Below are 21,660 nucleotides of genomic sequence, written 5' to 3' on the forward strand. Positions count from 1 at the left end.
TTTAAGAATTATACCATATTCTCCTTTTGTTTTCGCGTAAAAAGTGACCCAACTAGTAAAAAAGTTGGCAAGGATGCTAAACCTAAAATTAACAACCATTCTTTCGGGTCTAAATAAACAGTATGGAATATAGTTTGTAACGGTGGATAGTATATAACAATTAACATTAGTAAAACAGAAGAAAGTACTGCTACAACTAAATACATATTTTCAAACGGATTACGGTGAAAAATTGATTTTTCACTTCGACAATCAAAAACATGAATTAATTGAGCCATTACTAACGTTGCAAAAGCTACTGTTTGAGCGTACGGTAAATTGTCTGGGTTTTGATTGTATACAATAACAAATGCTATTAATGTAACAATCCCTATTAAAAATCCTCGACTAATTATTTTCCACCATAGTCCCCGTGCAAATACCCCTTCTTTCGGATTTCGTGGTTTTCTTTTCATGACATCATCTTCTGGCTGATCTAATCCAAGTGCCATAGCTGGCAAGCCGTCTGTAACTAAATTAACCCACAAAATTTGTATTGCTACTAGTGGTAACGGTAGTCCCATTAGCATTGCGAATAGCATAACTAATATTTCCCCAACATTGGAAGCCAACAAGTAGCGAATAAATTTTCGTATGTTCTCGTATATATTTCTTCCTTCTTTTATTGCGGATTTGATTGTAGCGAAATTATCATCTAGTAAAACTAGTGAGGACGCTTCTTTTGCTACATCAGTACCAGTTATCCCCATAGCAATTCCGATATCAGAAGCTTTTATTGCCGGAGCATCATTTACTCCGTCGCCAGTCATCGCCACTATATGTCCTTTTCTTTGTAGTGCCTTCACTATTTTTAATTTATGCTGAGGAGACACTCGCGCGTACACATAAACATCATCAACTATTTCTTCTAACTCATCATCCGTCATGTTTGACAATGCTTTACCATCTAAAACTTTTCCTCCAAAAGGTAAAATACCTAATTGTAATGCGATTGCTTTTGCCGTAACGACATGATCTCCTGTAATCATAACCGTTTTAATGCCTGCAGCCTTACATTCTTTTACTGCAGCTTGTACTTCCGGTCTTGGTGGGTCAATCATTCCTTGTATTCCAATAAGTGTTAAATCTTTTTCAGCCTCAAATTGGCTTACGTTATTGTTTTCTAACGGCTTAAATGCAATTGCGATATTTCGTAACGCATCTGATGCAAATTGATAAACAGCACCTTGGACTTCGTCTTTAAATTTTGGTGTGAAAGTTTCCTTCCTACCGTCCCATAAAATGGAGTTAGATACGTCCATTACAACATCTGGGGCACCTTTTGTAATTGCAAATGCTTTTCCTTGTTTGTCTTCCACAATTACAGTCATCATTTTACGTTCCGAGTCAAATGGAAACTCTTTCACTAATTTAAATTGTGATAAAAGACCTTCCCTCGTTAAACCTGCTTTCATAGCAGCGACGGTTAATGCTCCTTCAGTAGGATCACCGTCTAATACGTAATGTCCATTTTTCTTTACGATATTAGCATTATTACATAGTAACCCAAAAGTTAACAATTGTTGAAGTGGCTTTTCATTATTAGGATTCATTTCTTTATTCTCTAAAATAAAATCCCCTTTTGGCTCATACCCAACACCAGAAACTTTCCACACTTTACCGCTAGACCAAATGTTCGTAACGCTCATTTTATTTTGTGTTAAAGTACCTGTTTTATCAGAACAGATGACAGACGCACAACCTAGCGTCTCGACTGCAGGTAGTTTTCGAACAATCGATTTTTGTTTAATCATGCGCGTTACCCCTAGAGACAGCGCAATTGTTACGATAGCAGGCAACCCTTCTGGAATGGCAGCAACTGCTAACGAAACCCCAGCTAGAAACATCGTATATATATCATGACCTTGTAATACTCCAATAGCTACTACGAGAAAGGTTAAAATTAACGCTACTACAATTAGAATTTTACCTAACTGTTCTAATCTTCTTTGTAAAGGGGTTATAATCGTTTCGGAAGATTGCAAAAGATCGGCAATTTGCCCCATTGCTGTGTGCATACCTGTCGCAACAACAACTCCTACGCCACTCCCCCGTGTTACAACCGTTCCCATAAAAGCCATATTCTCTTGATCACCAATAGAGATGTTATCCCCTACAATTGGCGATTCTTTCTTCACTACCGGCAACGATTCACCAGTTAACGCAGATTCTTCAATTTCTAAAGAGCTTGACTTAACGATTCTCATGTCTGCCCCTATACGATCTCCACTAGAAAACTTCACTACATCTCCGACAGCTACTTCTCTTGAAGGTACCTTTTTCCATTCACCGTTCCGAAGTACGGTAACTTGAGGAGCCGACAACTCCTTTAATGCATGTAACGACTTTTCTGCCTTTCTTTCTTGGAAAAAACCTAAAAGTCCATTAATTAATACAATAGCCATAATCGCAATTGCATCAATATACTCACCTAATAAACCTGATATTAACGTTGCAGCTAATAAAACAACAACCATAAAATCTTTAAATTGTTCTAAAAATAGTAGTAATACATTTTGTTTTTCTGCTTCCTTTAGCTCATTCGGCCCAAACTGTTCAATCCGCTTAATTACTTCTTCATCATTCAAGCCATTCTCAAGGTCGGAGTTTATTCGTTCCTCTACCTCTTCGACCCTCATTTCATGCCATTTCATCTTTTCCTCTCCCCCACCTCACAAACTTTACACAAACTACCCTCACCAAAGCTTATTCAGACTCGTCCAAAAAAATGATATAATTATAAGAAAAGCGGAGGCGCTTTGCTCAGGCCCGTACAAACTGGACTGTTCCGGTAGGAGATAAAGGAAACACGGTGAACGCGAATGCGTGAACCGATGTTGACTTATCGTACGGACGGAACGGGAAGTTTGATAGGGCCTAAGCGCCGGAGCTGGACATAGAAAAGCGAAGGCGGCTCGGTTAGGTCCAATCAAACTGGAGCTTTTCCGCAGGAGATATACAAATTTACTAAAATTTAAAACAACGGATAGTATTATATAAATGCTGTTACATGAGAGAGGAAGTTACCTATGTCCTTTGATGGAATTTTCACACATAAAATGACGCAAGAACTTAAACACAATTTAGAAAGCGGTAGAATTTCGAAAGTTTACCAGCCTTATAAACAAGAGCTAGTGTTTACCATTCGCGCAAACGGAAAAAACCATAAATTACTCCTATCTGCTCACCCAAGTTACGCACGTGTACACCTTACGGAAGAAGTGTATGACAATCCGAGTGAACCACCTATGTTTTGTATGCTATTACGCAAACATTTAGAAGGGAGTATCATCACTTCTATTCAACAAGTTGATATGGATAGAATTATTGTTTTCGAAATGAAAACCCGAAACGAAATTGGTGATATATCTTATAAACAATTAATTATTGAAATTATGGGCAGACATTCTAACATTATTTTCGTGGATAAAGAAAAAAATATGATTCTTGATAGTATTAAGCATATTTCGATGGCGTTTAATCGTCACCGTAGCATAGCTCCTGGTCAAGCTTACGTTCTTCCACCTCAACAAGAAAAAATAAATCCTTTTGAGGCCAATGAGGAAATTGTCCAAACGAAAATAGATTATTTTTCTGGTAAATTAGATAAACAATTAGTTTCTCTCTTTGCAGGAGTTTCTCCTATTTTAGCTAGAGAAGCAGTTCACCGTGCAGGACTAGCGAACAGAGAAACTCTTCCGAAAGCATTTGTCCAGCTAATGAAGGAAATTGCTGATGATATTCATCCGCAAATTATTATTACACCAGAACAAAAAGAAATTTTTTATTTAACGGATGTAACACATGTGAAGGGTGAAATTAAACGTTATTCTTCTTTAAGCGAGTTACTGGATCGTTTTTATTTTGGGAAAGCTTCACGCGATAGAGTTAAGCAACAAGCACATGACTTAGAAAGATTTGTACAAAATGAAATACAAAAAAATAAAACGAAAATTAAAAAATTAGAACAAACATTAGAAGACGCTAAAAAGGCCGACACTTTCCAATTGTATGGTGAATTACTAACAGCTAATTTACATAGGCTTAAGCGTGGCGCTAAAGAAATTGAAGTTATCAATTATTATGATGAAAATGGTAGCAGTATTAAAATTGAATTATCGCCAAAACTATCACCTTCTGAAAATGCGCAAAGATACTTCCAAAAATATCAGAAAGCGAAAAATTCACTTTCCATCGTTCGTGAACAAATAGAACTAGCGAAAGAAGAAATTACTTATTTCGAAATGTTATTTCAACAGCTCGAAGCCGCTTCTCCAAAAGACGTTCAAGAGATTAGAGAAGAGTTGGTCGAGGAAGGATATTTAAAAGTGAAACAAAAGAAAGGTGCGAAGAAAAACAAACCACAAAAGCCTTTACTTGAAAAATATATTTCTTCTGAAGGGATAGAGATTTTAGTTGGTAAAAACAATAAACAAAACGATTATTTAACGAATAAAGTTGCTCGCCGAGACGAGATTTGGTTTCATACGAAAGACATTCCTGGCTCACATGTCGTGATTCGTCATTTAGAACCAACTGATAATACGATACGTGAAGCAGCGACCATTGCTGCCTACTTCAGTAAGGCGAAACAATCTAGCAGTGTTCCTGTAGATTTCACAAAAATAAGACACGTTAAAAAGCCTAGTGGATCAAAACCTGGGTTTGTTATATATGACAACCAACAAACTATCTTTGTAACACCTAATGAAGAGCTCGTCATTAAATTAAAATCTAATTAAGTTAACAACGAAAAAACCACAAGATTGCAATATAACAACTCTTGTGGTTTTTTTAATTATATTAACTTGCCATCCAAGACTCATCTTGGGGATTTTCCATCCATTTCGTTAATTTTTCTACGTCTTTTTCTCCAACGTATCCTTCTTTCACTGCTACTTTTAACAGTGTTTCATAGTTGCAAATAGAGACTGCTTTAATGTTGGATGCTTCTAGCCTTTCTTTTCCAACAGGTAGGTCGTACGTAAAAATAGAGATAATTCCAACCACTTCGCAACCTTCTGCTCTTAGTGCTTCCACTGCATTAATTGCACTTCCACCTGTTGAAATTAAATCTTCTACTACTACTACCTTTTGACCCGACTCTACTTTCCCTTCTATTTGTTTCCCTTTTCCATGTTCTTTTGCTTTACTTCGCACATAGCACATTGGTAGATTAAGTCTTTCACTAACAAACGCAGCATGGGGAATTCCAGCTGTTGCTGTTCCTGCTATCACATTTACATCGCCAAATTCATTTTGTATCACTTTAGCTAGCTCTGATGCTATATCACTTCTTACTTTTGGATAAGATAAAGTTAACCGGTTATCACAATAAATAGGAGACTTCATTCCAGAAGACCAAGTAAACGGATCATTCGGCTGTAAAAATACTGCTTTTATTCGTAATAAATGTTCAGCAATTTTCTCGTTCATTTTTTTGCTACCCCTCTCCACTGTTCATTCACTTCTTCGTATGCTTTTCTTGGATCACTAGCTCCTGTAATCGAACGCCCAACTACGATATAGCTTGAACCTAATCTTGATGCTTCTTTCGGTGTTACAACTCTAACTTGATCATCGTTTGAAGAGGATGCCAATCGAATACCTGGTGTTACTTTTAAAAATGATTCACCTAGTGCTGAGTTTAACATTGGCGCTTCATAGGCAGAGCATACAACTCCATCTAGTCCACTTTCTTTTGCATTGCTAGCATAATGTAGTACTACATCATTTAATGCTTGATCTATTAATAAATCCTTTTTCATACGTTCTTCTGACATACTTGTTAACTGTGTAACTGCAATAAGTGCTGGTCTTTCTCCTAAACTACCAGCTGTTAAACCTTCTAGGGCTGCTTTCATCATTTCACATCCACCAGCAGCATGCACATTCGTTAAGTCCACACCTAAATTGGCTAAACCTTTCATTGCTTGATACACAGTGTTAGGAATATCATGTAGTTTTAAATCTAAAAAAATTCGATGATTTCTTTTCTTTAAATCTTCAATAATAGAAGGGCCTTCTTGATAAAACAATTCCATTCCTACTTTGACAAATAGTGGTCCATCATCAAAATGGCTTAAAAAAGTATCAACCTCTTTTTTTGTAGGAAAATCAAGTGCAACTATTAAATCCTGTTTCACTTTTTCCAGCTCCTTCCGATACATTCTGATATATGCTCAATACCTAGTTTATCTAGCAATGGAGGTAGGTCATCAATTAAAGTCGGACATATATATGGATCAACAAAATTAGCTGTACCAACTGCTACTGCACTTGCACCAGCGTAAAAGAATTCTAGCACATCTTCTGCTGATTGTACTCCACCCATTCCGATAATAGGGATATTTACATTTTGACTAACTTCGTACACCATTCGGATGGCAACTGGCTTAATTGCTGGGCCTGATAGTCCACCAGTACCATTTGCTAAAATTGGCTGAGCTGTCTTTAAATCTAGTCTCATTCCGAGTAACGTGTTAATCATCGTTAATCCATCTGCTCCTGCTCGTTCAATAGCTTGAGCGATTTCAACGATATTTGTGACGTTTGGAGATAACTTAACGTATACCGGTACTTCGGAAACATCTTTAACCGCTTTCGTAACAGCATAGGCAACTTCAGGTTGAGTTCCGAATGCAATGCCGCCTTCTTTCACATTGGGACATGAAATGTTTAGTTCTAGAGCATGAACGTTCGATACTTTTGAAATTTCTTTAGCTACTTCCACATAGTCTTCGATTGTTGAGCCAGCTACGTTGGCAATAATTGGAACGTCATATTGTTGTAAAAACGGAAGCTCTTCCTCTACAACCTTCTGAAGTCCTGGATTTTGTAACCCTATCGCATTTAACATTCCAGCTGGTGTTTCAGCTACTCTAGGCGTTGCGTTTCCAAACCTCGGCATTTCCGTAGTTGCTTTGATCATAATCGCACCGAGCTTGCTTAAATCATAAAAGCGTGAGTATTCTCGCCCAAATCCGAAACAGCCAGAAGCAGGCATGATTGGATTTTTTAACGAGAGACCTGGCAAGTCAATTTGTAATCTGTTCATATTAGAACCTCCCCTGCCGGAAATACCGGACCATCCGTGCAAACTTTTCGATAAGTAAAACCAGTAGGGTCATCCTTTCTATGACAAACACAAGCGAAGCAAGCCCCAATTCCACATCCCATTCTTTCTTCTAATGATAGAAATACAGGATAATTTGTAGAATACTTTTCTTCTATTACTTTTAACATCACAGTTGGCCCACATGAAAAGACAGTATGAAAGGAGAATGGATTGTCATTTAAAACATTTGTGACAAAACCTTCTGTCCCATAAGAACCGTCTACTGTTGCAATATACGTATCACCAAGGCTTAAAAATTGTTGTTCATAAAACACATCTTCCTTTGACTGAAACCCGAGAACATGGATTGTCTCTATTCCTACTGCATTTAACTGTTTCGACAGTTCTAATAACGGGGGAACACCAATTCCTCCCCCGACAATTAATGCTTTCTCACCTGTAGGTACAGTATTTATGGAAAATCCGTTTCCGAGTGGACCTAGAACATCTACTAGGTCACCGATTTTTTTCTGAGAAAGTAATAAGGTTCCTTTTCCTTCAGCTCGATAGACAATGGTAAAAGTTTGTTCTTCCTTATTAATTTTTGCAATACTAATCGGTCTTCTTAAAATTGGATCTAAACTGTCTCCGACCCGTATATGAACAAATTGACCTGGATGATTCATAAGAGAGACAAGCTCCCCTTGTAGCGTCATTTCATAAATATTTCTCGCTATTTTTTCATGCGAAACGATATTCATGTAAGCTTTTTTCATCCTACTGTCACCACCTCTTGCGCACTAGGATGTAATTGTTCTATAGAATCAATAGAAAATGTCATAGACTCTAACACTCTAAGGATTGCATTTGCTGTGTCAAGTGAAGTTAAACATGCAATACCGTTTTCTACCGATTCACGACGAATTCTAAACCCGTCACGTGCTGGTTGCTTTCCTTTTGTTAGTGTGTTAATAACGAACTGAGCTTTCCCTTTTCTAATTACATCGATTAAGTTTGGTGCTTCTCCACCGATTTTATTTACAACTGTTACAGGGATATTTTCTTTTTCAAAATAGGTAGCTGTTCCTTCCGTTGCTAAAAGTTTATACCCTATTTGGTGGAATCGTTTCGCTAATTGTAATGCCTCTTCTTTATCTTTATCAGAGATCGTAAACAAAACAGAGCCATACGTTTTAATAGATATTCCCGATGCGACTAGTCCTTTATATAATGCTTTTTCTAGCGTTATATCTTTCCCCATTACTTCTCCGGTAGATTTCATTTCTGGCCCGAGCGTAATATCCACATTTCTTAATTTAGCAAACGAGAATACAGGTACTTTTACAAAAACACCTTCTGTTTCAACTTGTAGCCCAGTTGCATAACCTTGAGCTTGTAAACTTTCTCCTAAAATTACCTTTGTTGCTACATTTGCCATTGGCACATTCGTAATTTTACTTAAGAAAGGTACTGTTCTACTTGATCTAGGGTTTACTTCTATTACGAATACTTCATCTTTATATAGTACAAATTGAATGTTTAATAGTCCTACTATATTAAGACCTCGTGCTAATCGAATAGTGTAGTCGACGATTTCATCTTTAATCTTTTTCGATAGTGTTTGAGGTGGGTAAACGGCAATGGAGTCACCTGAGTGAACACCTGCTCGTTCAATATGTTCCATTATTCCAGGAATAAACACATCTTTCCCATCTGAAATAGCGTCCACTTCAATTTCTTTTCCAATCATATATTTATCTATTAAAACTGGGTGTTCTGGATTTACTTTTACAGCGTTCTCCATATAGTGAAGTAATTCTTCTGTTTTATAAACTATTTCCATCGCTCTTCCACCAAGTACGTAAGATGGACGAACTAGCACCGGGTAACCAATACTTTCGGCAATCGTAATCGCTTCACTTACGGAAGTTGCTGTTTTACCAACTGGCTGTCTAATTCCTAATTGATTTAACGTATGTTCAAACTTATCTCTATTTTCGGCACGATCTAAATCTTCTAAAGAAGTACCTAAAATCCGTACTCCTCTTGCAGATAATTCTGCTGCTAGATTAATAGCTGTTTGGCCTCCAAACTGAACGACTACCCCTTTTGGATTTTCTAAATCAATTATATTCATGACGTCTTCGACCGTTAACGGTTCGAAATATAGTTTGTCAGAAATACTAAAGTCGGTAGATACCGTTTCAGGATTATTATTAATAATAATTGCCTCATACCCTGCTTCTTTAATTGCCCATACAGAGTGTACAGTAGCATAGTCAAATTCTACCCCTTGACCAATTCGAATCGGTCCCGAACCTAAAACGACAATACTTTCTTTACTAGTCACAATCGACTCATTTTCCTCTTCATAACTGCCGTAAAAATATGGAGTTTCGGATTCAAATTCAGCTGCACAAGTATCTACCATTTTATAAACTGGTTGCAATTGTAGCTGCTTTCTTGTTTCGTAAACATTTCGTTCGCTTATATTCCAAAATTTCGCAATCGTAACATCGCTTATTCCCATTTGCTTAGCTTCTATTAATAATTCTTCATTCCCTGGATTGTTTTTAATACGTTGTTCCATTTCTAATATGTTGCTGAACTTTTGTAGGAAGAAATAGTCGATTTTACTCCAGTCATGAATGGTTTCCATTGATACGCCACGACGTAACGCTTCTGCTACATAAAATAAGCGCTCATCCCCAGCTTTACGAATTCTCTTTTCAATTGTGCTGTTACTGATAGACTCTGCATCCTCTAATTCTAAGTGGAAAATTTTCGACTCTAACGAACGCACTGCTTTTAAGATGGATTCTTCAAATGTTCTACCGATGGCCATTACTTCCCCAGTTGCCTTCATTTGTGTTCCTAAGCTTCTATTGGCAGATTCAAATTTATCAAACGGCCATCTTGGTATTTTTGTAACGATATAGTCTAACGCAGGCTCGAATGATGCATATGTTCTTCCTGTTACAGGGTTCATCATTTCATCTAACGTTAACCCTACCGCTATTTTTGCTGCTAGCTTGGCAATTGGATAACCTGTAGCTTTTGAAGCTAGTGCAGATGAACGGCTAACACGCGGGTTTACTTCGATAATATAGTATTGAAAACTATGTGGATCTAATGCTAGCTGCACATTACAGCCACCTTCTATTTCTAACGCTCTAATTATTTTTAAGGATACATTTCGTAGTAACTGGTACTCTCTGTCACTTAACGTTTGACTTGGTGCTACTACAATGGAGTCTCCTGTATGTATTCCTACAGGATCGATGTTTTCCATATTACATACAACGATTGCATTATCATTTCGATCTCTCATTACTTCATATTCAATCTCTTTAAAACCAGCAATACTTTTTTCTAGTAAACATTGATGAACTGGGCTATTTTTAAGTCCGCTAGTAACAATTTCTTCTAACTCTTCTTCATTCGAACAAATTCCACCACCAGTCCCACCTAGTGTATAAGCTGGACGTACAATGACAGGAAAACCAACTTGTGCAACAAATTTTTCCGCTTCGTCTATCGAATGGATAATTTCACTATCGGGAACAGGTTCACCTAATTCATTCATTAAATTTCGGAATAAATCACGATCCTCCGCTTTTTTAATAGCGGATAATTTCGTTCCTAAAATTTGCACATTACACTCATCTAGCACACCTGATTCTGCTAATTCAACGGCTAAGTTCAAACCTGTTTGGCCTCCAAGCGTTGGTAAAAGTGCATCTGGGCGTTCTTTTCTAATAATTCTACTTAAAAATTCTAACGTTAACGGCTCCATATATACTTTGTCAGCCATTTGAGTATCTGTCATAATTGTCGCAGGGTTCGAGTTCACTAATATTACACGATATCCTTCTTCTTTTAATGCAAGACATGCTTGCGTTCCTGCATAATCAAATTCTGCTGCTTGCCCAATAACAATAGGTCCTGATCCAATTACTAAAATTGTTTTAATATCTAAACGCTTTGGCATGCTTTTTCTCCCTCTTTCTTAGTTGTCTCGATTAAGCTAATAAATTCATCAAATAAGTAATTTGCATCTTCTGGTCCAGGGCTAGCTTCTGGATGATATTGTACTGTAAAAGCAGGGAAATCTTTATGTTTTAACCCTTCAACTGTTCCATCATTTAATGCAATATGTGTAATTTCTAATCTAGTATTTTCGATAGAATTTGTCTCCACAGCATAGCCATGATTTTGAGAAGTAAGGGCTACTTTACCTGTTCTTACATCTTTTACTGGATGGTTAGATCCTCTATGGCCAAATTTTAAACGTTCCGTATTCGCACCACATGCTAAAGCGAATAATTGATGCCCTAAACAAATACCGAAAAGAGGAATTTTACCTAAAATGTTTTGGATCATCGTTACCGCTTCACCTACATCTTTCGGATCTCCAGGGCCGTTAGACAACATAACACCGTCTGGATTTAATAGGAGAATCTCTTCCGCTGTTACATTATAAGGTACAACGACAACATCGCAGCCCCGCTCGTTTAACTCTCTTAGTATCCCGTGTTTCATTCCAAAATCAACTAACACTACACGATTTCCTCTTCCAGGACTAGGATAGGCCGTTTTCGTAGAAACTTGCTCTACTTGATTTGTAGGTAGATTAGTAGATTTCAATTTTTCTATAACTTCTTGACGGTCCGCATCTAGTGAAACGAAAGCACCTTTTAACGTACCGTAATTTCTTATAATTCTTGTAAGTTTTCTCGTATCAATTCCCGAAATTCCTGGAATGTCTTTCGCCTTGAAAAATGCATCTAATGACATTTGACTGCGAAAATTAGATGGATGGTCACAAACTTCCTTCACGATAAAACCTTTAATTGCAGGGTGAATCGATTCGAAATCATCACGGTTGATCCCGTAGTTTCCAACTAACGGATACGTTAATGTTACAATTTGCCCACAATAAGATGGATCAGATAATATTTCTTGGTAGCCTGTCATACCTGTATTAAATACTACCTCTCCAATTGAATCTTTCGTGCTACCGAATGCTTTTCCTACAAAGAAAGTTCCGTCTTCTAAAACGAGCTGTCTTTTCATGCATGTACACTACCTTTCTCCCAAACTAGTTTTCCGTTAACAAATGTCATTACTGGCCACCCTTTACATTCCCAATTTGTAAAAGGTGTATTTTTTCCTTTTGATAAAAATTGCTCTGGATCAATTTTTTCGTTTAACTGTAAATCAATAATGGTAATATCTGCTACAGCTCCTACTTCTATCTTTCCAGATGGTAAGCGGAATGTTTCAGCTGGACGAACTGTTAACCAGTCGATTAGTTGTTTTAATGTGAAAATTCCTCTTTCAACAAAGTTTGTATATAGTAATGGGAAGGCAGTTTCCAACCCTACTATCCCGAATGGTGCTAATTGTAACCCTTCCCTTTTTTCTTCACTCGTATGTGGGGCATGATCGGTTGCGATGAAATCTATTGTGCCATCTAATAACCCCTGTAGTAACGCTTCTTGATCAGCTTTTCCTCTTAATGGAGGATTCATTTTATAATTGCTATCTACGGATGGAATATCCTCCTCACTTAATAATAAATGATGTGGTGTAACTTCGGCAGTTACTCGAATGCCTGCCCTTTTTGCATCTCGTACAACACGTACCGATTCTTTCGTACTAATATGACAAACGTGATAGTGACAGTTTGTGCTTTCCGCTAATAAAACGTCACGTGCTATATGAACAGATTCACAGACTGATGGGATACCGTTTAATCCGTGCTGTTTAGAAAAGTTACCCTCATGGACAGATCCTTTGTTTATTAACGTGTTTTCTTCACAATGTGCTACGATAGCCATATCGAGTGCTGCTGCTTTTTTCATCGCTTGTAACATAACACTTGCGTTTTGTACCCCTACACCGTCGTCTGTAAAAGCAAATGCACCAGCTTCTTTTAATTCTTCAAAATTAGTTAACTCTTCTCCAAGCTGCCTAGTCGTGATACAAGCATACGGAAGTACGTTAACAACTGAAGTTTCTTTTATACGATTCGTAAGCCAATTTAATTGCTCCTTCGTATCAGGTGTTGGTCTCGTATTTGGCATGGCAGCAATTGTAGTAAATCCACCTTTAGCCGCTGCTTTTGAACCCGTTTCAATCGTTTCTTTCTTCTCTCCACCTGGCTCTCGTAAATGAACGTGTACATCGATAAAGCCTGGGCTAATGAATTTTCCGTCAAGCTCGATTGCCTCTTCATCGTCTTTTCTAATTAAATGTTCACTAATTTCATATACCTTTCCATCCACTATCCTAATATCTACTCTATTTAATTCTCCCTTTTCATTAAACCAAGTTCCATTTTTTAATAGCGTGCTCATGTACTGATCCCCCTTGTAATTTATCGATTGCACTCTTTAAAACTGCCATCCTTACATAAACTCCATTTTCCATTTGTTTAAAAATTCTCGAGCGTTCACATTCCACTAATTCACTAGCTATTTCCACTCCTCGATTTACTGGAGCTGGATGCATAATAATACTTGTAGGTTTCATTCTTTTTTCTCTCTCTACAGTTAAACCATAAGTTTCATGGTATGAATTCATTTCCTGTTTAGAAGCAGAATGTCGCTCATGCTGAATTCTTAAAAGCATAATGACGTCTGAATTTTCAACTGCAGTATCTAAATCAATGTACAGGTCTTTCGAAAATGTAGCATCTTGCCACTCATTCGGGGATACAAAAGTTACTTCCGCCCCTAGTTTTTGAAGAACTTGAGCGTTTGATCTCGCTACTCTACTATGGCGAATGTCACCTGCAATCGTTACTTTTAGCCGATGGAAACTTCCGAACTCTTCATAAATAGTAAGTAAATCTAAAAGAGATTGTGTTGGGTGATGACCGCAACCGTCACCTCCATTAATAATTGCACCGTTTATACCTTCTAATTGTTCAAAATAATTATCTTCAGGGTGTCTAATAACGAAAACATTTACACCTAGTGACTCCAACGTTTTCACCGTGTCATATAACGTTTCTCCTTTTTGTATACTGGAAGTCGATACTTCGAACGGAATGACGTTTAAACCAAGCTTTCGTTCTGCCACTTCAAAACTACATTTCGTCCTCGTACTCGGCTCATAAAATAGATTCGCTACAAAAAGGTCACTGGACCATTTCATGCCGTTTTTGAATTTGGAGGCAGTTTGTAATAAGTCGAATATTTCTTCTGTCGGTAGGTCGTTTAATGTAAGTAAATGCTTCATTATTACTACACCCTTTCTATCTTTGTATTTCTATATTCTCCAAAAAAAAACACCCTATCAAAGTTAGATAGGGTGAAGGAAGGTACTTTTAACAAGCAAGTACCAAGTCAAATGGAAAGGAGCTTTTATTCAAAGCATTCTGTTGAAAAGAATACTTTTGCTCCTTAAACATATGGCGACACCCTTAGAAATATCTCGTATTTCTTTAAAAGGTTAAGCTGATTCTTCTGTATGTGATGTTTTAGTAGTGTCTACTTCTTTTTCTCCATGCGCATGCTCTTTTCCTGGCAATACTTGGTTTAATACAATACCGATGATCGCTGCAAGCGCCATAGATGGAACCGTAATGTTTTCTCCTATTTGTAGGAACGCTCCTCCTACACCAACTATTGTTATAACGGATGAGATAATAAGGTTTCTATTTTCTCCTAAGTCTACTTTATTATCAATAAGCATTCTTAGACCACTTGATGCAATTATTCCGAATAGTAGTATGGATACGCCCCCCATTACTGCAGTTGGAATTGTACTAATTAACGCTGATACTTTTCCTACAAACCCGAAGCAAATCGCCAACACTGCTGCTCCACCTACTACGAACACACTGAATACTCTTGTTATTGCTAGCACACCAATGTTTTCACCGTACGTAGTATTTGGTGGTCCACCTATTAATGATGCGATTATCGTTGCAACACCATCTCCAGCAATGGAGCGGTGTAAACCTGGTTGTTTCACGAAATTTTTACCTGTAACTTTACTTAAGACCATTTGGTCACCGATGTGTTCTGCAATCGTTACGATCGCGACAGGAACCATGATTGCAACTATAGCCATTGATACACTTGGTGTATATGAAGCGAATGGAATCATGAACTCTGGGGCTTGAATCCATTTCGCATCTAGCACTGGTTGGAAGTTAACAATTCCGAAAAGGTACGCTGTAATATATCCACCAACTATTCCGATTAAGATAGGAATGATTTTGAAAAATCCTTTTAAGAAGATTGTTGAAAAGATTGTAATTGCTAATGTTATTAATGCTACGGAAATGTGCGTGAAACTATATTCTAATTCTGCTGCACCTGGATTTACGTACATTGAGTTATTTATCGCTACACCAGCTAAGCCTAATCCAATTACGATTATAACTGGACCAACTACTACTGGCGGCAACAACCCTAGTAACCAATCTACTCCAAAACTCTTTATGAGTAATGCAACAATACCGTAAACAACTCCTGCTAAAAATGTTCCAACCATCGCTGCTCCAGGTTCTCCTAGTGCGTTCGCTGAAATGATTGGGGCAATAAACGCGAAGGATGATCCTAAATAAGCTGGTATTTGCCCTCTCGTAATTAGTAGATATGCTAACGTTCCTAATCCACTAGATACTAGCGCAACAGCCGGGCTTAATCCTGTTAATAGTGGTACTAAAACAGTAGCACCGAACATTGCAAATAAATGTTGTATACTAAACAATAGCCATTTTGATAGCTCTGGTTTTTCATGTACATCTAATACTGGTTTTTGATTCATAATAATTCCTCCTAGTTTAAAAATTCGTATAAAAAAACCTCTTTGTGAGCGCACAAAGAGGTACTAAGAAACAGTAGACTTCAGCCGAAAAGAAGCCTAGTTTTCTCCGTAATCCCCCTTTGATAGCCTCACAGGACTTCATTTAAAGGGTCCGTATTTATTTTTCATATATACTTACTTGATCTATTTCATCTTTTTCTTCTAATTCAACTACAATTTTTTCTGAGCTTGCCGTAGGAATGTTTTTCCCAACAAAATCAGCCCTTATCGGTAATTCGCGATGACCACGATCAACTAAAACCGCTAATTGAATTTGGGCTGGTCTTCCGATATCCATTAAAGCGTCTAATCCTGCGCGAACAGTCCTTCCAGTAAATAGGACATCATCTACTAATATTACTTTTTTATTCGTAATATCAAGTGGAATGTTAGACCCCTTTACTAAAGGTTCCGCATCTTTCGTTTTTTTCGTTAAATCATCTCGATATAAAGTAATATCTAGTTCACCGACTGCAATTGTGGATTCCTCTATTTGAGATATTTTTTCAGCTAATCGCTTAGCTATATAAATACCTCTTGTCTTAATTCCAACAAGTACGCAATCTTCGATTCCTTTATTTTTCTCAATTATTTCATGCGCGATACGTGTGAGTGCTCTTCTAATCGCTTGTTCGTCTAAAACAATTGCTTTCTGCGCCACATTATCACCCCATTCTTATCATTTGCACCTTTGTAACGAAAAAACCTCTCACCTTATAGGATGAGAGGTTTAGTTGGCAGAATGAAATAGACTAGAAAAGTCTAGCTTCTGCATACCGTTACCTTCTCAGCCTCACGGGACTAATTTTAAAGGTCTATCTTGTTAAATTGATTATGACAAATTTCGCAAGAGTTGTCAACGATTTTTTATGAATTTTAAAGCATCATTAAATTCAGGTGGAGTTGGTGCTGTCAACTCTATATATTCATTCGTCCTTGGATGATTAAAACCTAAAACGCCTGCATGAAGAGCTTGCCCGTTAATGTCCAATGTTTTTCTTGGTCCATACTTTGGATCCCCAACTAATGGATAACCAATATATTTCATATGCACACGAATTTGGTGGGTTCTACCTGTTTCTAATTGACATTCCACATGTGTGAAGTCTTTATAACGCTCTATCACTTTAAAATGCGTAACAGCATGTCTACTATTTTCATCTGTAACAGTCATACTTTGACGATCCTTCTTATCTCGCCCAATCGGAGCGTCAATTGTTCCGACGTCATGTGCAATTACTCCGTGAACTAATGCTTCATATTTTCTCGTCACTGTTTTAGCAACTAGCTGTTCTACTAATTTTTCATGAGCCATGTCATTTTTAGCAACCATTAATAGTCCAGACGTATCTTTATCGATTCGATGAACAATTCCTGGGCGCAGTTCACCATTTATGCCGGATAAATCTTTGCAGTGAGCCATTAGTGCATTTACAAGTGTTCCTGTCGTATGACCTGCTGCTGGATGGACAACCATTCCTTTAGGTTTATTCACAACAATAACATCACTGTCTTCATAATAAATATCTAGAGGTATATCTTCTGGTAAAATATCTACCTCTATTGCTTCTGGGACGGTAACTTGAATTTCATCACCTATGGATACTTTATAGTTTGATTTTACTTTCTGTCCGTTTACAAGTACATGTCCTTCTTTAATCCACTGTTGAACTTGCGTACGTGACCATTCACTTTCAGAAATCACTTTATCAAGCCTGTCATTCTTTTTTGTTTCATCTATGATGATGGTTAAGGTTTCTTCCATTATTTTGATAGCTCCTTCTCTTTCTTGCCTTCTAAGAGTGTTAATACTAAAACAATACCTACGCCAACTACTAGCGCTGAATCTGCTACATTAAAAATTGGGAAGTCATAAGTGAAAATGTATGTATTAACAAAATCTACAACTTCTTTTCGTAATAAACGGTCAATAAAATTACCAATTGCTCCACCTAACATTAGGGAAAGAGCGATTCCGAATATCTTTTGATCTTTCGGTAATTTCATTATGTAATAAATTAAACCTAATACAACAATAAGGGTTACGATGTAGAAAAAGGTCATTTGACCAGCAAGTATCCCCCAAGCAGCACCTGGGTTTCGATGTGATGTTATGTATAAAAAGTTTTCGATTATAGTTATACTTTCACCAATTTGCATGTTTTTTACTACAAGCCATTTTGTTAATTGGTCTAATGCGATTATAAATAATGCGATTAAAAAATAGATCACGCTAGTACCTCCACCCCGTCATATATATACTTTAAGAATTATATCAAAACAGCTTGGGAATTGACAATTTTATTTGGAATAGTTGATGTTTAGCCTGAAAATAGGTTTGTTTATAAATCAACATTGATCACTGTAATTCGTTATTAGTTAGTCCGTTTCACTTCGCTGCAGACACTTGCTTTCCGCGGGGAGATGTCTAGCTCCAGCGCATTGGCCCTATCAAACTTCCCAGTCCGTCCGTACGATAAGTCAACATCAACTCAACTAACGTTTCGTTGTGTTTCCTTTATCTCCTACCGGACTGCTCCAGTTTGTACGGGCTAGATCGATGCGCTTCCGCTTTTCGTGGATTCGAGCCTCCTCGGCTGCGCCTGTGGGGTCTCGACCTTCCCTCTATCTCCCGCTGGAGTCAAGTGTCTTCCGCTCCGTTCCACTCACGGTCCTAAAGGTAATAAGTTATAGCTGTACAAATTCGAATCACCCATTTTAATGCGCCATTGTGCTAATTTTTCATAAAAATCAAAAAAAGTGCTCTTCATGGACTAATCCAATGAAGAGCACCGGTTTGTTAATTGTTAGTTGTATAGTTTTCTTTTACTACACTTGCACAACGCGGGCAAAGTGTTGGGTGGTCTTTATCTTCACCTACTGTTGTTGTTACTGTCCAACAGCGTTCACAAGTTTCTCCTTCGGCTGGTGCAATCTCAATAGCAACATTTTCAAATTGTTGAGCTGATTCAGGTGCTTCATTTTTAATTGAAGTAGAGATTGTTAAACCGGAAACGATAAAGATTTGTTGAACACTTTCTTCAATAGACTGAAGTAAGTTTTTCGTCGTTTCTGTTGGATAAAGTGTTACATGCGCATTAAGTGATTTACCGATGACTTTTTCGTTTCTAGCTACTTCCAATGCTTTTAGTACATCGTCTCTTAGCGTCATAAACGCATCCCATTTTTCTTCAATTGCTTTTGCATTATTAACTGGGATTGTTGTTGGCATATCAACTAATTGCACGCTTTCTTCTTCCACAAACGAAATATGTCCCCATACCTCATCGGCAGTGTGAGGTAAAATAGGAGTTACTAGCTTTGTTAAAGCAAGTAACGTTTCGTATAGTACTGTTTGAATGGAACGACGAGCATGATCGTCAGTTGCTTCAATGTATAAAATATCTTTTGCAAAATCTAAATAGAAGGAGCTTAGTTCAATTGTACAGAAATTATGAACTGCGTGATAAATACTAGCAAATTCATATTCTTCATATGCATTTTTAACTTTATCTGTTAAGTTGTTAAGTTTCACTAACATGTAACGATCTACTTCTCGCAACTGTTCAACCTCTACTTTATTTACTGCTGGGTTAAAGTCAGCGAGGTTACCTAATAAGAATCGGAATGTATTACGGATTTTACGATACACTTCTGTCACTTGTTTTAAAATATTATCTGATACACGTACATCTGCTTGATAGTCAACAGATGCAACCCATAGACGTAAAATATCCGCACCTAATTGATTCATGACTTTAGATGGAACAACTACATTCCCTAATGATTTACTCATCTTTCTACCTTCACCATCTAGTGCGAAACCGTGACTTAAAACTCCTTTATATGGGGCTTTCCCTGTTACAGCAACGCCTGTTGATAAGGAAGAGTTAAACCAACCACGATATTGATCAGAACCTTCTAAATAAAGGTCGGCAGGACGTTGTAAATCATCTCTTTCTTCTAATACAGCTTGGTGGGAAGACCCTGAATCGAACCATACATCCATAATGTCTGTTTCTTTCGTAAACTGGCCGTTTGGGCTACCTTTATGCGTGAATCCAGCTGGTAATAAATCTTTCGCCTCTTTTTCAAACCAAATGTTTGAACCATGTTCTCTAAACAATTTAGATACATGCTCTATCGTTTCATCCGTTATAATCTCTTCGCCATTTTCAGCATAAAATACTGGAATCGGCACACCCCAAGCTCTTTGTCTAGAAATACACCAATCTCCACGATCACGAACCATGTTGTATAATCGTGTTTCCCCCCATGCTGGTACCCATTTCGTATCGTTAATTGCTTGTAGTAACTCGCCACGAATTTTATCGATAGAAGCAAACCATTGCGCAGTTGCTCTGAAAATCGTTGGTTTTTTCGTACGCCAATCGTGTGGGTAAGAGTGTGTAATAAAGGTAAGGTTTAATAGTGCTCCAGCTTCCTTTAATTTTTCTGTAATTGGCTTATTTGCCTCATCATAAAATAACCCTTCAAAACCTACTGCTTCTTCAGTCATATATCCTTTAGCGTCAACTGGACATAAAACATCTAAACCATATTTTTGACCAACGATAAAATCGTCTTCCCCATGGCCAGGAGCAGTATGAACGCAGCCCGTACCTGATTCAGTTGTAACATGTTCTCCTAACATTACTAATGATGGACGATCATAAATTGGATGCTTCGCAACAACTTTATCAAGCTGTGCACCTTTTAACGTTTGAACTACTTCTGCATTTTCCCACTCTAATACATTCGTTACATTTTCTAAAAGAGCAGATGCAATTAAAAACTTCTCATCGTTCACTTTTACTACACTATAGTCTAACTCTGGATGAACAGAAATTCCTAGGTTAGCTGGAATAGTCCAAGGTGTTGTCGTCCAAATAATAATACGAACAGTCTCATCTAACACACCTTTTCCGTCCATAACTGGGAACGCAACATATATAGATGGTGAACGTTTATCCTGGTATTCAATTTCTGCTTCAGCTAATGCAGACTCACTAGATGGAGACCAATAAACAGGCTTTAGGCCTTTATAAATTAATTCCTTTTTTGCCATTTCTCCGAAAACCTTAATTTGTTGTGCTTCGTATTCTGGCTTTAATGTGATATAAGGGTTAAACCAGTCACCACGTACACCTAGACGCATGAACTGCTCTCTTTGTCTTTCTATTTGATCATAGGCATATTCTTCACATAACTTTCTAAAGTCGGCAACTGACATTTCTTTACGTTTTACTTTTTTGTTCTTTGTTAAAGCAGTTTCAATCGGTAACCCGTGCGTATCCCATCCTGGGACGTACGGTGCATGGTAACCGTTCATCGATTTAAAGCGGACAATGATGTCTTTAATAATTTTATTTAAAGCATGCCCCATATGAATGTCTCCATTTGCATACGGTGGTCCGTCATGTAAAACGAACATCGGGCGCCCTTTCGTTCTTTCTTGTACTTTTTCATAAATGTTCATTTCTGCCCATTTTTCTTGAATTTGCGGCTCTTTATTTGGTAAATTTCCTCTCATCGGAAATTCCGTTTTTGGCATGAGTAACGTATCTTTATACTCCATTTTCTTTCCTCCAACTTGTTTACTTTATAAAATAAAAAGGGAGCTCTCTCATCCCTAGAAAGGGACGAGAGAAACTCCCGTGGTACCACCCTAAATTGACTAATACATATTAGTCCACTTAAATCATTCGTAACGTGAATGAATCGGCATCTTTTACTCC

15 protein-coding genes and 1 other annotated feature (1 of these 16 cut by a window edge) are annotated in these 21,660 nt (G+C 37.5%); of the genes, 1 reads left to right on the forward strand and 14 read right to left on the reverse strand.

From position 1 onward, the window contains the following. Positions 1-8 precede the first annotated feature (8 nt). Positions 9-2,693 carry a calcium-translocating P-type ATPase, SERCA-type gene (locus O1A01_RS15605; RefSeq protein WP_066421864.1) on the reverse strand — a complete coding sequence of 895 codons (2,685 nt, stop codon included), beginning with the start codon at positions 2,691-2,693 and terminating at the stop codon, positions 9-11. A 375-nt stretch (positions 2,694-3,068) separates the two neighbouring features. Between O1A01_RS15605 and O1A01_RS15610 the strand changes: the two genes are divergently transcribed. After that, the gene (locus tag O1A01_RS15610; protein ID WP_066420604.1) at positions 3,069-4,781 is read left to right on the forward strand and encodes an Rqc2 family fibronectin-binding protein; all 1,713 of its coding nucleotides are present in this window, start codon (positions 3,069-3,071) and stop codon (positions 4,779-4,781) included. Between the two features lie 61 nt (positions 4,782-4,842). Here O1A01_RS15610 and pyrE read toward each other — a convergent pair whose 3' ends face one another. From pyrE to ileS, 13 genes are all read right to left on the reverse strand, one after another. Further along, positions 4,843-5,475, reverse strand: coding sequence for an orotate phosphoribosyltransferase (gene pyrE, locus O1A01_RS15615; protein ID WP_066420605.1), 633 nt, complete (start codon positions 5,473-5,475; stop codon positions 4,843-4,845). After that, the gene (gene pyrF / locus O1A01_RS15620) at positions 5,472-6,185 is read right to left on the reverse strand and encodes an orotidine-5'-phosphate decarboxylase (RefSeq protein WP_270064470.1); all 714 of its coding nucleotides are present in this window, start codon (positions 6,183-6,185) and stop codon (positions 5,472-5,474) included. Before pyrF ends, pyrE begins: the two co-directional genes overlap by 4 nt. Next, complete coding sequence (locus tag O1A01_RS15625; protein WP_066420608.1) at positions 6,182-7,096, reverse strand: dihydroorotate dehydrogenase; 915 nt, start codon at positions 7,094-7,096, stop codon at positions 6,182-6,184. Before O1A01_RS15625 ends, pyrF begins: the two co-directional genes overlap by 4 nt. Continuing rightward, positions 7,093-7,872 carry a dihydroorotate dehydrogenase electron transfer subunit gene (locus O1A01_RS15630; protein WP_066420609.1) on the reverse strand — a complete coding sequence of 260 codons (780 nt, stop codon included), beginning with the start codon at positions 7,870-7,872 and terminating at the stop codon, positions 7,093-7,095. Before O1A01_RS15630 ends, O1A01_RS15625 begins: the two co-directional genes overlap by 4 nt. Beyond that, positions 7,869-11,087 (reverse strand): carbamoyl-phosphate synthase large subunit, encoded by a 3,219-nt coding sequence (gene carB, locus O1A01_RS15635; RefSeq protein WP_066420610.1) that lies wholly within the window; start codon positions 11,085-11,087, stop codon positions 7,869-7,871. Before carB ends, O1A01_RS15630 begins: the two co-directional genes overlap by 4 nt. Continuing rightward, a complete protein-coding gene (locus tag O1A01_RS15640; RefSeq protein ID WP_066420611.1) occupies positions 11,072-12,172 on the reverse strand; it encodes a carbamoyl phosphate synthase small subunit in 1,101 nt (366 codons plus the stop codon). The genes carB and O1A01_RS15640 overlap by 16 nt, the downstream gene beginning before the upstream one ends. Next, the gene (locus O1A01_RS15645) at positions 12,169-13,458 is read right to left on the reverse strand and encodes a dihydroorotase (protein ID WP_066420613.1); all 1,290 of its coding nucleotides are present in this window, start codon (positions 13,456-13,458) and stop codon (positions 12,169-12,171) included. Before O1A01_RS15645 ends, O1A01_RS15640 begins: the two co-directional genes overlap by 4 nt. Beyond that, a complete protein-coding gene (locus O1A01_RS15650; RefSeq protein WP_066420614.1) occupies positions 13,424-14,344 on the reverse strand; it encodes an aspartate carbamoyltransferase catalytic subunit in 921 nt (306 codons plus the stop codon). Before O1A01_RS15650 ends, O1A01_RS15645 begins: the two co-directional genes overlap by 35 nt. 213 nt (positions 14,345-14,557) lie before the next feature. Further along, positions 14,558-15,883, reverse strand: coding sequence for a solute carrier family 23 protein (locus O1A01_RS15655; RefSeq protein ID WP_066420616.1), 1,326 nt, complete (start codon positions 15,881-15,883; stop codon positions 14,558-14,560). Positions 15,884-16,040: 157 nt separating this feature from the next. Further along, on the reverse strand, positions 16,041-16,583 hold the full coding sequence (gene pyrR, locus O1A01_RS15660; protein ID WP_066420618.1) for a bifunctional pyr operon transcriptional regulator/uracil phosphoribosyltransferase PyrR: 543 nt from the start codon (positions 16,581-16,583) through the stop codon (positions 16,041-16,043). Between the two features lie 195 nt (positions 16,584-16,778). Next, positions 16,779-17,687, reverse strand: a complete 909-nt coding sequence (locus O1A01_RS15665; protein WP_270064471.1) for an RluA family pseudouridine synthase — start codon at positions 17,685-17,687, stop codon at positions 16,779-16,781. Continuing rightward, positions 17,687-18,154, reverse strand: a complete 468-nt coding sequence (gene lspA, locus O1A01_RS15670; protein ID WP_270064472.1) for a signal peptidase II — start codon at positions 18,152-18,154, stop codon at positions 17,687-17,689. Before lspA ends, O1A01_RS15665 begins: the two co-directional genes overlap by 1 nt. Before the next feature lie 568 nt (positions 18,155-18,722). After that, positions 18,723-21,500: an isoleucine--tRNA ligase gene (gene ileS / locus O1A01_RS15675; RefSeq protein ID WP_066417571.1), complete on the reverse strand. Its 2,778-nt coding sequence runs from the start codon at positions 21,498-21,500 to the stop codon at positions 18,723-18,725. 57 nt (positions 21,501-21,557) lie between these two features. Beyond that, positions 21,558-21,660: a binding site (T-box leader), on the reverse strand (it continues 125 nt past the right edge of the window).

The organism is Sutcliffiella sp. NC1, from assembly GCF_027594365.1.
Classification (GTDB): Bacteria; Bacillota; Bacilli; order Bacillales; family Bacillaceae_I; genus Sutcliffiella; species Sutcliffiella cohnii.

Coding starts and splice junctions, on each gene's coding strand:
- carB (WP_066420610.1), bottom strand. CDS start 11,087: ATGCCAAAGCGTTTAGATATTAAAACAATTTTAGTAATTGGATCAGGA.
- O1A01_RS15650 (WP_066420614.1), bottom strand. CDS start 14,344: ATGAAGCATTTACTTACATTAAACGACCTACCGACAGAAGAAATATTC.
- O1A01_RS15630 (WP_066420609.1), bottom strand. CDS start 7,872: ATGAAAAAAGCTTACATGAATATCGTTTCGCATGAAAAAATAGCGAGA.
- O1A01_RS15665 (WP_270064471.1), bottom strand. CDS start 17,687: ATGGAAGAAACCTTAACCATCATCATAGATGAAACAAAAAAGAATGAC.
- ileS (WP_066417571.1), bottom strand. CDS start 21,500: ATGGAGTATAAAGATACGTTACTCATGCCAAAAACGGAATTTCCGATG.
- O1A01_RS15610 (WP_066420604.1), top strand. CDS start 3,069: ATGTCCTTTGATGGAATTTTCACACATAAAATGACGCAAGAACTTAAA.
- O1A01_RS15625 (WP_066420608.1), bottom strand. CDS start 7,096: ATGAACAGATTACAAATTGACTTGCCAGGTCTCTCGTTAAAAAATCCA.
- pyrE (WP_066420605.1), bottom strand. CDS start 5,475: ATGAACGAGAAAATTGCTGAACATTTATTACGAATAAAAGCAGTATTT.
- O1A01_RS15645 (WP_066420613.1), bottom strand. CDS start 13,458: ATGAGCACGCTATTAAAAAATGGAACTTGGTTTAATGAAAAGGGAGAA.
- O1A01_RS15655 (WP_066420616.1), bottom strand. CDS start 15,883: ATGAATCAAAAACCAGTATTAGATGTACATGAAAAACCAGAGCTATCA.
- O1A01_RS15605 (WP_066421864.1), bottom strand. CDS start 2,693: ATGAAATGGCATGAAATGAGGGTCGAAGAGGTAGAGGAACGAATAAAC.
- O1A01_RS15640 (WP_066420611.1), bottom strand. CDS start 12,172: ATGAAAAGACAGCTCGTTTTAGAAGACGGAACTTTCTTTGTAGGAAAA.